This window comes from Streptomyces sp. NBC_01176 (assembly GCF_045039825.1).
Lineage (GTDB): Bacteria > Actinomycetota > Actinomycetes > Streptomycetales > Streptomycetaceae > Streptomyces.
This window is the reverse complement of record NZ_CP108600.1, coordinates 2,004,067-2,016,722: the sequence shown is the minus strand read 5'-3', so window position 1 is coordinate 2,016,722 and position 12,656 is coordinate 2,004,067. Positions and strand designations below refer to the sequence as shown.

At 70.7% G+C, this 12,656-nt stretch carries 13 protein-coding genes and 1 tRNA gene; 12 read left to right on the top strand and 2 right to left on the bottom strand.

Features of this window, described 5'->3' with window-relative positions; all coding sequences use genetic code 11:
* The first annotated feature begins 2 nt into the window (after nucleotides 1-2).
* The 6 genes from OG199_RS08465 to OG199_RS08440 all read left to right on the top strand — a co-directional run bounded on the left by OG199_RS08465 (nucleotide 3) and on the right by OG199_RS08440 (nucleotide 5,595).
* The gene (locus OG199_RS08465) at nucleotides 3-1,196 is read left to right on the top strand and encodes a glycine C-acetyltransferase (protein WP_401805397.1); all 1,194 of its coding nucleotides are present in this window, start codon (nucleotides 3-5) and stop codon (nucleotides 1,194-1,196) included.
* 31 nt (nucleotides 1,197-1,227) lie between these two features.
* On the top strand, nucleotides 1,228-2,133 hold the full coding sequence (locus tag OG199_RS08460; RefSeq protein ID WP_401805231.1) for a LysR family transcriptional regulator: 906 nt from the start codon (nucleotides 1,228-1,230) through the stop codon (nucleotides 2,131-2,133).
* Nucleotides 2,134-2,334: 201 nt separating this feature from the next.
* On the top strand, nucleotides 2,335-2,907 hold the full coding sequence (locus tag OG199_RS08455; RefSeq protein ID WP_356809246.1) for an XRE family transcriptional regulator: 573 nt from the start codon (nucleotides 2,335-2,337) through the stop codon (nucleotides 2,905-2,907).
* Nucleotides 2,904-3,440: a GNAT family N-acetyltransferase gene (locus OG199_RS08450; RefSeq protein WP_356809247.1), complete on the top strand. Its 537-nt coding sequence runs from the start codon at nucleotides 2,904-2,906 to the stop codon at nucleotides 3,438-3,440. The genes OG199_RS08455 and OG199_RS08450 overlap by 4 nt, the downstream gene beginning before the upstream one ends.
* A 112-nt stretch (nucleotides 3,441-3,552) precedes the next feature.
* Nucleotides 3,553-3,915 carry an MmcQ/YjbR family DNA-binding protein gene (locus OG199_RS08445; protein WP_401805234.1) on the top strand — a complete coding sequence of 121 codons (363 nt, stop codon included), beginning with the start codon at nucleotides 3,553-3,555 and terminating at the stop codon, nucleotides 3,913-3,915.
* 378 nt (nucleotides 3,916-4,293) lie between these two features.
* The gene (locus OG199_RS08440) at nucleotides 4,294-5,595 is read left to right on the top strand and encodes an MFS transporter (protein ID WP_405828861.1); all 1,302 of its coding nucleotides are present in this window, start codon (nucleotides 4,294-4,296) and stop codon (nucleotides 5,593-5,595) included.
* A gap of 455 nt (nucleotides 5,596-6,050) precedes the next feature.
* On the opposite strand, the gene OG199_RS08435 is transcribed toward OG199_RS08440, so the two are convergent.
* Nucleotides 6,051-7,025: a transketolase family protein gene (locus tag OG199_RS08435; RefSeq protein WP_405828859.1), complete on the bottom strand. Its 975-nt coding sequence runs from the start codon at nucleotides 7,023-7,025 to the stop codon at nucleotides 6,051-6,053.
* A gap of 100 nt (nucleotides 7,026-7,125) precedes the next feature.
* Complete coding sequence (locus tag OG199_RS08430; protein WP_405828857.1) at nucleotides 7,126-7,827, bottom strand: transketolase; 702 nt, start codon at nucleotides 7,825-7,827, stop codon at nucleotides 7,126-7,128.
* Nucleotides 7,828-8,056: 229 nt separating this feature from the next.
* Here OG199_RS08430 and OG199_RS08425 point away from each other — a divergent pair.
* The 6 genes from OG199_RS08425 to OG199_RS08400 all read left to right on the top strand — a co-directional run bounded on the left by OG199_RS08425 (nucleotide 8,057) and on the right by OG199_RS08400 (nucleotide 12,403).
* Nucleotides 8,057-8,130: transfer RNA gene (locus OG199_RS08425), tRNA-Pro, on the top strand.
* Between the two features lie 408 nt (nucleotides 8,131-8,538).
* The gene (locus tag OG199_RS08420; protein ID WP_356808920.1) at nucleotides 8,539-9,708 is read left to right on the top strand and encodes an ATP-binding protein; all 1,170 of its coding nucleotides are present in this window, start codon (nucleotides 8,539-8,541) and stop codon (nucleotides 9,706-9,708) included.
* Nucleotides 9,705-10,106: a roadblock/LC7 domain-containing protein gene (locus OG199_RS08415; protein WP_168531241.1), complete on the top strand. Its 402-nt coding sequence runs from the start codon at nucleotides 9,705-9,707 to the stop codon at nucleotides 10,104-10,106. Before OG199_RS08420 ends, OG199_RS08415 begins: the two co-directional genes overlap by 4 nt.
* The gene (locus OG199_RS08410; RefSeq protein WP_356808921.1) at nucleotides 10,103-10,480 is read left to right on the top strand and encodes a DUF742 domain-containing protein; all 378 of its coding nucleotides are present in this window, start codon (nucleotides 10,103-10,105) and stop codon (nucleotides 10,478-10,480) included. The genes OG199_RS08415 and OG199_RS08410 overlap by 4 nt, the downstream gene beginning before the upstream one ends.
* Nucleotides 10,455-11,048, top strand: coding sequence for an ATP/GTP-binding protein (locus tag OG199_RS08405; protein WP_266704403.1), 594 nt, complete (start codon nucleotides 10,455-10,457; stop codon nucleotides 11,046-11,048). Before OG199_RS08410 ends, OG199_RS08405 begins: the two co-directional genes overlap by 26 nt.
* 8 nt (nucleotides 11,049-11,056) lie before the next feature.
* Nucleotides 11,057-12,403, top strand: a complete 1,347-nt coding sequence (locus OG199_RS08400; protein ID WP_405828854.1) for a cytochrome P450 — start codon at nucleotides 11,057-11,059, stop codon at nucleotides 12,401-12,403.
* Nucleotides 12,404-12,656 lie beyond the last annotated feature (253 nt).

Here is a 12,656-nt window from a genome sequence, read left to right as displayed (position 1 = left end):
TGATGTTCGATTCCGTACGCGACGATCTGCGCACCACCCTCGACGAGATCCGCGCCGCCGGGCTCCACAAGCCCGAGCGCGTCATCGGCACCCCGCAGTCCGCGACCGTGAGCGTCACCTCGGGCGGCCGCCCCGGCGAGGTCCTCAACTTCTGCGCGAACAACTACCTCGGCCTCGCCGACCACCCCGAGGTCGTCGCCGCCGCACACGACGCCCTCGACCGCTGGGGCTACGGCATGGCGTCCGTGCGCTTCATCTGCGGTACCCAGGAGGTGCACAAGGAGCTGGAGGCGCGGCTGTCCGCGTTCCTCGGCCAGGAGGACACGATCCTCTACTCCTCCTGCTTCGACGCCAACGGAGGCGTCTTCGAGACCCTGCTCGGCGCCGAGGACGCGGTGATCTCCGACGCCCTCAACCACGCCTCGATCATCGACGGCATCCGGCTCTCCAAGGCGCGCCGCTTCCGGTACGCCAACCGTGACATGGCCGACCTGGAGGCCCAGCTCAAGGAGGCGTCGGACGCCCGGCGCCGCCTGATCGTCACGGACGGCGTCTTCTCGATGGACGGCTACGTCGCCCCCCTCCAGGAGATCTGCGACCTCGCCGACCGCTACGACGCGATGGTCATGGTCGACGACTCGCACGCCGTCGGTTTCGTCGGCCCCGGCGGCAGGGGCACCCCCGAGCTGCACGGCGTCATGGACCGTGTCGACATCATCACCGGCACCCTCGGCAAGGCGCTCGGCGGCGCCTCCGGCGGCTACGTGGCGGCCCGCGCCGAGATCGTCGCCCTGCTGCGCCAGCGGTCGCGTCCGTACCTCTTCTCCAACACGCTCGCCCCGGTGATCGCGGCGGCGTCCCTGAAGGTTCTCGACCTCCTGGAGTCGGCGGGCGACCTGCGCGAGAGGCTCGCGGCGAACACGGCGCTGTTCCGCTCCCGGATGACCGCCGAGGGCTTCGACATCCTTCCCGGCGACCACGCGATCGCCCCGGTCATGATCGGTGACGCCTCCGTCGCCGGGCGCATGGCGGAACTGCTCCTGGAGCGCGGCGTGTACGTGATCGGCTTCTCGTACCCGGTCGTCCCGCAGGGCGCGGCCCGTATCCGGGTGCAGCTGTCCGCGGCGCACTCGACGGACGACGTGAACCGCGCGGTGGACGCGTTCGTGGCGGCACGGGCGGAACTCGACGGCTGAAAGACACGTGTGACCTGAGAGAATCGGTCGCATGATCGAAGCGCGGCGGCTCCACATCCTTCGTGCGGTGGCCGACCACCGCACGGTGACGGCGGCTGCCGCCGCGCTCTATCTCACGCCTTCGGCGGTCTCCCAGCAGCTGACCGCCCTGGAGCAGGAGACCGGGCACCGGCTCGTCGAGCGGAGCGCGAAGGGCGTGCGCCTGACTCCCGCAGGTGAGATCCTGCTCGGCCACACCCACGCGGTGCTCGCCCAGCTGGAGCGGGCCGAGGCCGAACTGGCCGCCTACAGCTCGGGTTCCGCGGGCACGGTCACGGTCGCCGCCTTCGCGACCGGCATCGGCCTCGTGGTGGCTCCCGCGCTCGCCCGCCTCGCCGTCACCGCACCCGGTATCCACATCCGCGTGCAGGACGCCGAGGGCGACGCCAGCCTGCCGATGGTGCTCGACCGGCAGGTCGACATCGCGGTCGCCGTCGAGTACCGGGGAGCCCCGGCCGCGGACGACCCGCGGCTCACCCACGTACCTCTGTACGCCGAGCCGTTCGACGCGGTGGTGCCGGTCACCCACCGTCTGGCCGACGCCGACGAGGTGCCGCTCGCCGAGCTCGCCAAGGACCCCTGGATCGGCCAGTACCCTGGCAATCCCTGCCACGACGTGGTGGTCCTGGCCTGCGAGAACGCGGGATTCGAGCCGCGTCTCGAACACTCCTCGGACGACTTCCGCGCCGTCGTCGCCCTCGCCTCCGCCGACGCGGGCGTCGCGCTGGTGCCCCGCTCGGCCCTGATCGGCATGGACCTCACGGGCGTGGTCGTGCGCCCCGTCGACGGGGTCGCGCCCACCCGCCGGGTCTTCGCGGCCGTACGGCGTGGCGCGGAGGGGCATCCGCTGATCCGTCCGGTGCTGGACGCGTTGGCGCGGGCCGCGACCGTGGAGTGACGTCCATGTACTCCGCGGGTGCCATGAACTCCGCGGGCGCCATGAACTCCGCGGGCGCCAGGGGCACCGCGAGCGCCATGACCTCCACGAACCTGACGAACTCCGGCCGAGCCCGATCCCGAGCCCGATTCCGCTCCCGATTCCGCTCTCGTTCCGCTCTCGCACCCGATCCTGTTTCATATCTGGGATAACATCCTGAATATGGGAACCGATGTGCAAGACGCCGTAGACGTCCGCCTGGGGGCCCGGCTCGCCGAATTGCGGGCCGAACGGGGCTGGTCGCTGGCGGAGCTGGCGGACCTCAGCGGGGTCAGCCGGTCCACGCTGTCCCGGGCCGAGCGCGCCGAGATCAGCCCCACGGCCTCGCTCCTGAACCGCCTGTGCGCCGTGTACGGGCGGACCATGTCGCAGCTGCTCAGCGAGGTCGAGGCGGAACCCGCCGGACTGGTGCGGGCGGCCGACCAGACGGTCTGGAGGGACGGCGCCTCCGGCTTCGTACGACGGTCGGTGTCCCCGCCGCACACGGGGCTGCGCGGTGAACTCGTCGAGGGACGGCTCGCGGCCGGCGCCGACATCGCGTACGACCGGCCTCCCGTGCCCGGTCTGGAGCAGCACATCTGGGTGCTCGACGGGTCGCTGGAGGTGACGGCGCGGGATGTCGAGCACCGCCTGGGCACCGGTGACTGCCTCCGACTGCGGGTGTGGGGCCCGACCCGCTTTCGCTGCCCCGGCCCGCAGGACGTGCGGTACGCGCTGGTGGTGGTGGCGCCGTGACCGCCGTCTCCCGGCTGAACGCGGCCGAAGTCCTCGCCCAGGCCGAGGAGTTGGCCGGTCTCCTGACCGACACCGTGGACGACGGGGCGTCGGTCGGCTTTCTCGCGCCGCTCGACCGCGCGTCGGCCGTGGCCTGGTGGGAGGGGCGCGCGGCCGCGGTGTCGGCCGGCCACCTCGCGGTGTGGGTGGCGCGCGGCGCGGACCGGGTGCTCGGCACGGTCGGCCTGGCCTTCCCCGACAAGCCCAACAGCCGTCACCGCGCCGAGCTGGTGAAGCTGATGGTGCACCCGGACGGCCGAGGGCGGGGACTCGGCCGCACGCTGCTGACCACCGCCGAGCGGGCGGCCGTCGCGGCCGGGCTCACTCTCCTGCACCTGGACACGGAGACCGGCAGCCCGGCCGAGACCCTCTACCTGTCCGCCGGCTGGACGCGTCTCGGGGCGATACCCGACTACGCGACGACTCCCTCGGGAGAGCTCCGCGCGACGACGGTCTTCTACAAGCGGGTGGGGGCCGCCGCCGCGGCGATGTGAGGTGCCGCGCCCCGGCGACGACTCACGCGTTTCGCAGCACGAGCTAGCGGCCGTGCCGCTGATCGCGCAGGTCAGCGACGGTGTGTCGGTGCCATTGGCTACCGTGCGTCCCATGTCGCCGAACGCCGAAGACGTACGCCGGATCGCCCTGTCCCTGCCGGACACGACGGAGAAGACCGCCTGGAGCATGCCCACCTTCCGGGTCGCGGGGAAGATGTTCGCCACCCTGCCGGAGGAGGAGACCTCCATCGCCGTGCGCTGCCCCAAGGAGGAGCGCGACGAACTCGTCCTGGCGGAGCCCCGGAAGTTCTGGATCGCCGGCCACGAGGCGGGCTTCGCCTGGGTCCGGGTCCGGCTCGCGGCCCTGGAGGACGACGACGAACTCCGTGACATCCTCGCCGACTCCTGGCGGCAGGCAGCCCCGCCCCGACTGCTCGACTCCTACCCGGCGTTGGGGCTCCCCGCGGACCGATGAAAACCCCTCCGTCACCGGGTGCGCCGCGTGACATGATCCGGGTGCCGGAGCGGAGGCAGGGACGCCCGGTTCGCGGGGGGAACCGCGGGGCGACTGCAGGCGAGGGGCACGGGCGGGATGCACGGGACGTCACCGGGTGGAGAGCCGACGCGGTCCGGACCGCCGGCCGACGAGGGCACGGAGGATCCGACGCGCGGTGGCGGCCGGGGGACGCGCCGGAGACCCGACGGCGCGGGTCCACGACCCGGGCCGACGAGCGACGGGACACCGATGGGCGATGACCTACCGACGGTCCACGGGATACCGACGGTCCACGGGACATCGAAGGGCCACGAGGTACCGACGAGCCGCGAGGTGCCGGCGGCCCACGGGACACCGGTGAGCCCTGAGGTCCCGCGCCGCGAGAACCCCGTGACCGGGCTCGCGCCGGTCTGGTCGCGGGACTTCGCGCTGTTCTTCGTCGCACGGGCCCTGGCCCGGCTCGGCGACACGATGCTCCCGGTGGCACTCGCGGCCGGACTGCTCCAGCACGGCTACGGGGCGGGAGCGATCGGCCTCGCGATGGCCGCGTCCGCCGCCCCGTTCGCGGGGCTGGTGATCTTCGGCGGGGTCATCGCCGACCGGTTCAGCACACGCAAGCTGATGATCGGGGCCGACCTCGTACGACTGGTCACCCAGGCCCTCGCCGCGGCATTCTTCTTCGCCGGCCATGTGGTCCTCTGGCAGATCTGCGCGATCGGCGCGGTCAACGGCGCGGCCGGAGCCGTCTTCCAGCCGGGCGTCGCCAGTACGGTGCCGCGCCTGGCGGCCGACGTCCAGGGAGCGAACGGCGCGATCCGGATCGCCGAGTCCGCCGCACAGCTCGCCGGCCCCGCTCTCGCGGGACTGCTGGTCGCGTTCTCCTCGGCGGGCGGGGTCTTCGCGGCGCACGCGGCGACGTACGCGCTGAGCGCCCTGTGCCTGCTCCTGCTCCGCCTCCCGCCGGCCGCGCCCGGGAGCCGGCCGCACGGAGGCAGCTTCCGGGGCGATCTCGTCGTGGGCTGGCGGGAGTTCAGGGCGAGGACCTGGCTGTGGGGGGTCATCGTCATCTGGTGCGTGTACATGCTCTTCATCTCGGGTCCCACCGTCCCCCTGGTGGCCACGGAGGTGGTCCAGCAGCACGGCGCGAGCGCCTACGGCCTGGTCAACTCCGCGCTCGGCGCCGGCACGGTGGTCGGCGGCCTGCTGGCGCTGCGGCTGCGTCCCCGCCACATGCTGCGGGCCGGCTCGATCGCCCTGTTCGCCTTCGCCTGCTTCCCCGCCTCCGTCGGTGCGGGCCTCGGAGTCCCGGCCATGTCGGCCGGAGCGGCGGTCGCGGGCGCGGGCATGTCGTTCTGGGGCGTGATGTGGGCGACCAGCGTGCAGACCCAGGTCGCTCCCGACGTCCTCAACCGCATCCACGCCTACGACGTCGCGGGTTCCCTGGCGATGATGCCCTTCGGCCAGGCGCTGGCGGGGCCTGCCGCGACGGTCCTCGGCGCCGACACCGTCCTCCTCGTGGCCGGCGCGATGACGCTGGTCGTCTGCACGTCCCTGCTCCTGGTGCCCGCCATCCGCAACCTGCTGCGCGTCGACCCGTCCGTGCGCCTGCCGCGTACGGCCCCCGCCATGCGTCGACCGGCGCGACGCGCCGACCGCTGAGCCGGCCGAAGCCCCGTGCCCGGCCTCGGCCGCCCGGGGCGCGGTTGTCACCTGCCCGGGTCGCCCGAGTCACCAGTCACACTCAACTCGCGTCCTCCGGGCCGCCGGTGACCCGTGACCCGGAGGTGCCAGGCGTGCTGGTCGCGCACTACCGGGCGCCCGAGCCGCCGGTCACACTCAACTCGCGTCCTCCGGGCCACTGGTGACCCGTGACCCGGAGGTGCCAGGCGTGCTGGTCACGCGCTACCGGGCCCCGAGGCGCCGGTCACACACGACTCGCGTCCCTGGAACCGCCGGTGACCCGTGCCCCGGAGGTGCCAGGCGTGCTGGTCGCGCACTACCCGGCGCCCGAGCCACCGGTCACACACGACTCGGGCCCCCCGGGCCGCCGGTGACCCGTGACCCGGAGGTGCCGGGCGTGCTGGTCGCGCACTACCGGGCGCCCGAGCCGCCGGTCACACACGAATCGAGGCGGCCGGGCCGCCGGTGACCCCTGACCCGGGGTGCGGAGCCGTCGGTCGGACGGCACCCGGGGCGCGCAGGAAGCCGCCGATCCGCTCGCGCAGCGACCCCGCGTCGAGCCCGTGCGCGGCCAGGTGCTCGTCGACGGTTCCGTACTTGCGCAGCTCGCGGCGGCCCACGCCGAGGCCGAGCACGCGGTGGGGCACGTCGGCGAGCGCGTCGCCCGCGGCGGCCGTGGACGTGCCCGCGAGGAAGGGCTCGACGAGGACGACGTCGGTGCCCGCCGCCTCCGTGGCGCGCCGCAGCCCCGCCGCGTCGAACGGCCGGACGGTGGTGGCGTACAGCACGGTGACGTCGAGCCCCTCCGTCGCGGCGAGCACCGCGTCGAGCATCGGCCCGACGGCGACGACGACCCCGCCGCGCCCTTCGCGGACCGTGCGCAGCCGTGCGCCGTCGACCGGGCGGGCCTGCGCGTTGGACTGCGTCGACAGCCGCACGTACACCTTGTCGTCGCCGGCGGCGACCGCGTGCCGCAGCAGGGCCTCGGCCTCGTCGGGGTGCCCCGGCACATGCACGGTCCAGCCGTCCAGGGTGTCGAGCAGCGCCACGTCACCGGGTGCCATGTGGGTGAAGCCCCCGGCGGGCCAGTCGAAGGACGCGGCGGCGCTGACCAGGACCGCACCCACGTCCTGATGACCGAGGTCGAGCTTCACCTGTTCGAAGGGACGCTCGACGAGAAAGCTGGCGAAGGTGTGCACGACGGGCCGCAGCCCGGTGAGCGCCAGGCCCGCGCCCGCTCCGACGAGGAGCTGTTCGCGGATCCCGACGTTGATCACCCGCTCCGGATGCCTGGTCCGGGCGTCCGCGAAGCCGTCCATGCCGATCTCGGCCAGGACGACCGCGACCCGGGGGTCCTCGTCGAGCAGCTGGGAGACGACGGGGGCGAAACGGTCACGCATGGTGTCCATGGGGGTGGTCCTTTCGGCGACGTGCGGGATGAACCGGTGGGGACGGTCCCGGTGGAGAGGGGACCGGCGGTGACGGGACGGGTGCGCGCGGGGTGGCCGCTCAGGCGAGCTTCGGCTCGACCCGGGCGACGACGACGTGCGGCCGGCCCGGATGGGGCGCGGTGAAGGCGGCGTACAGCGCCTCGTGGTCCCGGCCGTCGACGGTCAGGGCGGACCAGCCCGCCGCCTCGAACCGGGCGGCGATGCCTCCGGGCCGGGCATGGCTGGCCGAGGAGTTGTCGATCACGACGGTGTGCAGCCGGTCGAGCCCGGCCGGACCGGCGTACGCGATCGCCTCGTGGTTGCTGCCCTCGTCCAGTTCCGCGTCGCCGGTCAGCACCCAGACACGCGGCTCGTCGCGTCCCTGCGCGCGCAGGCCCAGTGCGGTGCCGACCGCGATCGGCAGCCCGTGCCCGAGCGAGCCGCTGCCGATCTCGGCGCCCGGCACCAGCACCCGGTCCGGGTGGTGCCCGAGCGGCGAGTCGTACGAGCCGAAACCCGGCAGCCACTCGACGGGCAGGAAGCCCTTGGCCGCCAGCACCGCGTAGTACGCCATCGGCCCGTGCCCCTTGGAGAGCAGGAACCGGTCCCGCTCCGGATCGTCCAGCCGCTCGGGCGTGACCCGCAGCACCCGGTCGTAGAGCACCCACAGCGCGTCCAGCGTGGACGTCGCCGCCGGTCCGTGCTTCTCGTCTCCGGTCATCAGGCCCATCAGCCGGGGCAGGTCCGGGTATCCGTGGTCGCGTTCCGTCGTGATCGTCATGGTGTCGATCGTGCAACCTCGACCAAGCTTCAGGTCAAGCGGCGAGCTGGAGGTTCCGTCGGCCCCGAAGACTGGAGGTTCCGCCGGCCCCGAAGACTGGAGGTTCCGCCGGCCCCGAAGACTGGAGGTTCCGCCGGCCCCGAAGAAAGGGGTGCGCGACCACCGGTGGGAGTGCGGTATTGTTTCGGTGCACGTTCGGCCAGGGGGAAACCCCAGGTCAGGCGGGCAACGGGACGTGGCGCAGCTTGGTAGCGCACTTGACTGGGGGTCAAGGGGTCGCAGGTTCAAATCCTGTCGTCCCGACTTTTGAAGTCGTGGCTCGGAGGCCGTCTTCTCAGCGATGAGAAGACGGCCTCCGAGCTTTTTGGCGTCCACTCCGGGCACCGGTTGACGAAAGCGACAGAGCTTCCTTTTCGGATATCACCCCTTGATGCGGGATAGGGGACTGATTGCGGAAGGAATCCTGTCCGGCCGGAGGGTGCATGAGGCAACTGACCGGCCGTCAATGTTCGCAAGTGCTCCCCATATTGACGGTCCGTCATGACTTGGGGCGATGATACGATCGCCGCACTTGCCGAGCGGGCTACGGGCACAGAACGACTTTTCCGGCCAGCAGTACGGCCCGGGCGGTAATCCCTGCGCAGTGGGCTGTGGGCCCGCCGTGCTGACGGGAATTCAGTAGCTGGCTGCCAGTCGCTTGAAGAGAGTCTTATGACGCAATACATACAGGACCCGGCTCTCTGGGCTCTTATCGCTGGGACTCCGCTTGCAGCTGCCGCCATTATTCGTGGACAGCGGGCGGCGCGTAGTTTAAAGCAGGAGAATCAAGGGCTCAGGGATCACTACGCTGAGCTTGAGAATCAATATTCCGCCTCGGTGAAAAAGGCCCAGGAGCAAGCCGAAGAAGCAACGAGAACGGCGCTCAAGTCGGCGATGCGAACCCTTCAGGGTCTCGCCGCCGAACAGCAGCTCGCTATTTCGAAACTGCAGACGAAGTACGGCGAGTCGCTCATTCTCCAGGATCTCCTGGAAATCGACCACATGAACTCGCAGTTCGGTCGGCGCGCTCAGTCCATCGCGGTTCTCTGTGAAGGCTGGCTGGGGCGGCAGCGTGATATCGCCTCCGTCTACGACGTGGTACGCAGCGCGCAGGGAAGGATCCGTCACTTCCAGCGGGTCGAGATTCTCTCGCAGGTCGACTTCGCGGTCACCAGCCGGGCTGTCGAACCGGTGGCACTGGCTCTCGCCGAGCTTCTCGACAATGCGACCAGCTATTCCGCACCGGAATCCACGGTCGAGATCAACGTCCGCGCCGTACCCAAGGGTATCTGCATCGTCGTCGACGACGCCGGTGTCGGCATGAACGAGGAGGAGAAGACCAGGGCGGCGAAACTCCTGTCGAGTGAGCGGGCCTCGGGAGTCTCCGGGCTCGGCAATCCTCCGCAGTTCGGCTTCGCGGTGATCGGTGTGCTCTGCGAGCGCTACGGCTTCACGGTGTCCGTCGACTCCACCTCCCCCTACGGGGGTGTGCGGGCCGTGGTGCTGCTGCCGGACGAGCTGCTCACCAGCATGCCGCAACCAAAGGAGCGGGCGCAGACCGTGAGCACTGTTCCCTCGCTGAACCCGAGCGGTCCGGATCCCGTCGTGGCCGCGTCCACGACCGCCGACGGACTGCCCAAGCGCCGCCGCAGGCGGGCCATGGCCATCGTGCCGCAGAGTTCCGACACCGCGAGCGCGCCGGTCCGCTCCGAGGAGGAGACCGCCTCGATCATGGGCGCCTTCCAGCGCGGCACCCAGACCGGTCGAGCCGCGCACCCGGACCCCGCGGGCCGGACGAGCAACGCACATGAGGCAAGCAGCGAAGGGCATGAGGTTTCGTGAACAACGATCTGTCATGGATGCTTGACGGCGTCCTGGAGATTCCCGGCGCTCTGCACGCGGTCCTGGTCTCCGCCGACGGGCTCCTGATGGCCTCCTCCAAGGGGGTCGACAGGGACACCGCGGACACCGTCGCCGCCGCGATGAGCGGCGTGCAGTCGTTGAGCCGCTCGATCGGGTTCTTCTGCGACGGGACCGACCTGAAGTGGCGCCAGACGCTGGTCGAGTTCGACGGCGGCTGGGTCTTCCTGATCTCCGCCGGTGACGGCGCCTACCTCGCGGTCTCGGCCTCCACCGACATCGACATGGCGGACATCACCTTCCGTATGCAGCAGTTGGTCGGACAGCTGGGCAAGGCCCTGACGACCCCGCCGCGCGAGAACATCGGCGCACGCCCGTGACCGACTCCGACCAGCAGGAGCCCGAGGCCGCGGAGTTAGTGCGGCCGTATGTCATCACCAACGGCCGGGACCTCCCCGAGGGCGACCAGTTCTCGCTGATCACACTGGTCACGGCCGCCGCCGACCACCCCCAGCGGCGGACCCGGCTCTCTCCCGAGGAACAGAGCCTCCTGGAGATGTGCTCCGGCGGTTACCTCTCGGTCGCCGAGATCGCCGGACACATGCGCCTGCCCATGGGCGTGGTGAAGATCCTTCTCAACGCCCTGGCCGAGGGCGGTTACCTCATCACGCGTGCGCCGGTGGCGCGCGCCCGCCTGGTCGACGAGCAGATACTTCAGGAGGTGCTGGATGGTCTCCGGGCCCGTTTTGGATGAGAAGGCGTACGTCCGCGGCGGAGCGGCGCAGACCGCCGTGAAGATCCTGATCGTCGGGCACTTCGCGGTCGGCAAGACCACCTTCGTCGGGACGATGTCCGAGATTCCTCCGCTGTCCACGGAGGAGACGATGACCCAGGCCGGCGAGGAGATCGACGACCTCAAGGGCGTCCGCGGCAAGACCACCACCACGGTCGCCATGGACTTCGGACGCCTGACGATCAGCGATCACGTCGTGCTGTACCTGTTCGGCACGCCGGGACAGCAGCGGTTCGTCCAGATGTGGGAGGACATGGCGCGCGGCGCGCTCGGCGCGCTGGTGCTGGTCGACCCTGAGCGGCTGGCGGACTCCTTCGCCGTCATCGACCTGATCGAGCAGTACGGACTGGCCTACGCCATCGCCGTCAACCGCTTCGACGGTACGCCGATGCGTGAGGAGCACGCCCTGCGCGAGGCGCTGGATCTGCTGCCCGACACTCCGGTCGTCACCTGCGACGCGCGTGACGAGACTTCATCAGCCAGCGCTCTGATCACCCTCGTTCACTATCTGCAGGACCGTGCCCGCTAGGAGCAAGAATGAACACTGATTCCACCGTTCCCGTGCCCCCACCCGGGTGCCCGGCTCACGCCACGGGTGAGCCGGTGCCGCTGCACGGGCCGGAGTTCGCGGCCGATCCGCAGGCCTATTACGAGTACATGCGTCACTACGGGCCGACCGCGCCGGTCGAACTCGCCCCGGGTGTCGAGGCGACCCTGGTCACGGATTACTCGGCGGCGCTCCAACTGCTCCAGAACGCGGGTTCCTTCCGAAAGGACTCGCGCCGCTGGCGCGACTTCAACGACGGCGTGATCAGCCCGGACAGCCCGGTCCTTCCGCTTCTCGTGTACCGGCCCAACTGCATGTTCACTGACGGCGCGGAACACATGCGGCTGCGGCAGGCCGTCACGGACAGTTTCGCGCGTGTCGATTCGCACTGGCTGAGCCAGAGTGCCGAACGGGTCTCGAACTACCTCATCGCACAGTTCAGTACGCGCGGCTCGGCCGATCTGCTCAACGACTACGCCAAGCTGTTGCCGCTCTTCGTCTTCAACGAACTCTTCGGCTGCCCCGCCGAGATCGGTGACCGCGTTCTTTTCGGTATATCCGGCATCTTCGACGGTGTGAACGCCGAGAAGGCGAACGCGGTGCTGTCCCAGGCGGTGGGCGAGCTGGTGGCCCTCAAGCGAGCGCGCCCCGGCGACGACGTCACCTCCTGGCTGATGGAACATCAAGCAGGCCTGAACAACGAGGAGATGGCGCACCAGCTCGTCCTCCTCCTGGGCGCGGGCGCCGAACCGCTGCGCAATCTCATCTCGAACACCCTCCATCTGCTGCTCACCGACGACCGTTACGCGGCGGGCGGGTTGATCGAGGAGGCGATCGACACCACGCTGTGGAAGAACCCGCCCATGGCCAACTACGCGCCGCACTACCCGGCGGCCGACATGGAGTTCGCCGGGCAGAAGCTGGCGGCCGGTGATCTGGTCCTGGTCAGCTTCGCGGCGGCCAACACCGACCCGGCACTCGCCGCCTCCCGCCACGCCTCCAGCAACCGGTCCCACCTGGCGTGGAGTGCCGGACCGCACGCCTGCCCGGCGAAGGACCCGGCCCGGCTCATCACCGTGGCGGCCATCGAGAACCTCTTCAACCGGCTGCCGGATGTCGAACTGGCGGTCCCCGAGGACAGTTTGACCTGGCGCCCCGGCCCCTTCAACCGGGCGCTGGCCGCGCTGCCGGCCCGTTTCCACCCGGTACGGGCGGTACAGCAGCCGGATGCGCAGCAACAGCCGCAGGTCGCGGAACGGAGCGACCAGGGCGGCGCACCGGGCCGGCAGGACCGCGGCGGCCTGTGGAGTTCGTTCCTTTCCTGGTGGAAGGCGTGATCTACGCAACAGTCCGCAACATCCACGCACAGCATGAACTTTCAACCGTGGGGGTAGGGAAGAGCGCGGCATCCGTGTTGTAACACAAGTTAAAGGAGGTGTCGTGGAGCCCTCGTCCACCGACGCCACTTCAGCTCAGCACCCCGCAGCGGCCCACCGTCCCCTACGACCGACCCCGCGGAGGAGTTCCCACCCCCGCCGGGCCATACGCATCACACCGCACAGGCCGGAAGGCGAGATACCCGCCCGCACA

Excerpts from the sequence above, each read along its gene's own strand:
- OG199_RS08465 (WP_401805397.1), top strand. The coding sequence starts at position 3 with ATGTTCGATTCCGTACGCGACGATCTGCGCACCACCCTCGACGAGATC.
- OG199_RS08460 (WP_401805231.1), top strand. The coding sequence starts at position 1,228 with ATGATCGAAGCGCGGCGGCTCCACATCCTTCGTGCGGTGGCCGACCAC.
- OG199_RS08455 (WP_356809246.1), top strand. The coding sequence starts at position 2,335 with ATGGGAACCGATGTGCAAGACGCCGTAGACGTCCGCCTGGGGGCCCGG.
- OG199_RS08445 (WP_401805234.1), top strand. The coding sequence starts at position 3,553 with ATGTCGCCGAACGCCGAAGACGTACGCCGGATCGCCCTGTCCCTGCCG.
- OG199_RS08435 (WP_405828859.1), bottom strand. The coding sequence starts at position 7,025 with ATGGACACCATGCGTGACCGTTTCGCCCCCGTCGTCTCCCAGCTGCTC.
- OG199_RS08430 (WP_405828857.1), bottom strand. The coding sequence starts at position 7,827 with ATGACGATCACGACGGAACGCGACCACGGATACCCGGACCTGCCCCGG.
- OG199_RS08420 (WP_356808920.1), top strand. The coding sequence starts at position 8,539 with ATGACGCAATACATACAGGACCCGGCTCTCTGGGCTCTTATCGCTGGG.
- OG199_RS08405 (WP_266704403.1), top strand. The coding sequence starts at position 10,455 with ATGGTCTCCGGGCCCGTTTTGGATGAGAAGGCGTACGTCCGCGGCGGA.
- OG199_RS08400 (WP_405828854.1), top strand. The coding sequence starts at position 11,057 with ATGAACACTGATTCCACCGTTCCCGTGCCCCCACCCGGGTGCCCGGCT.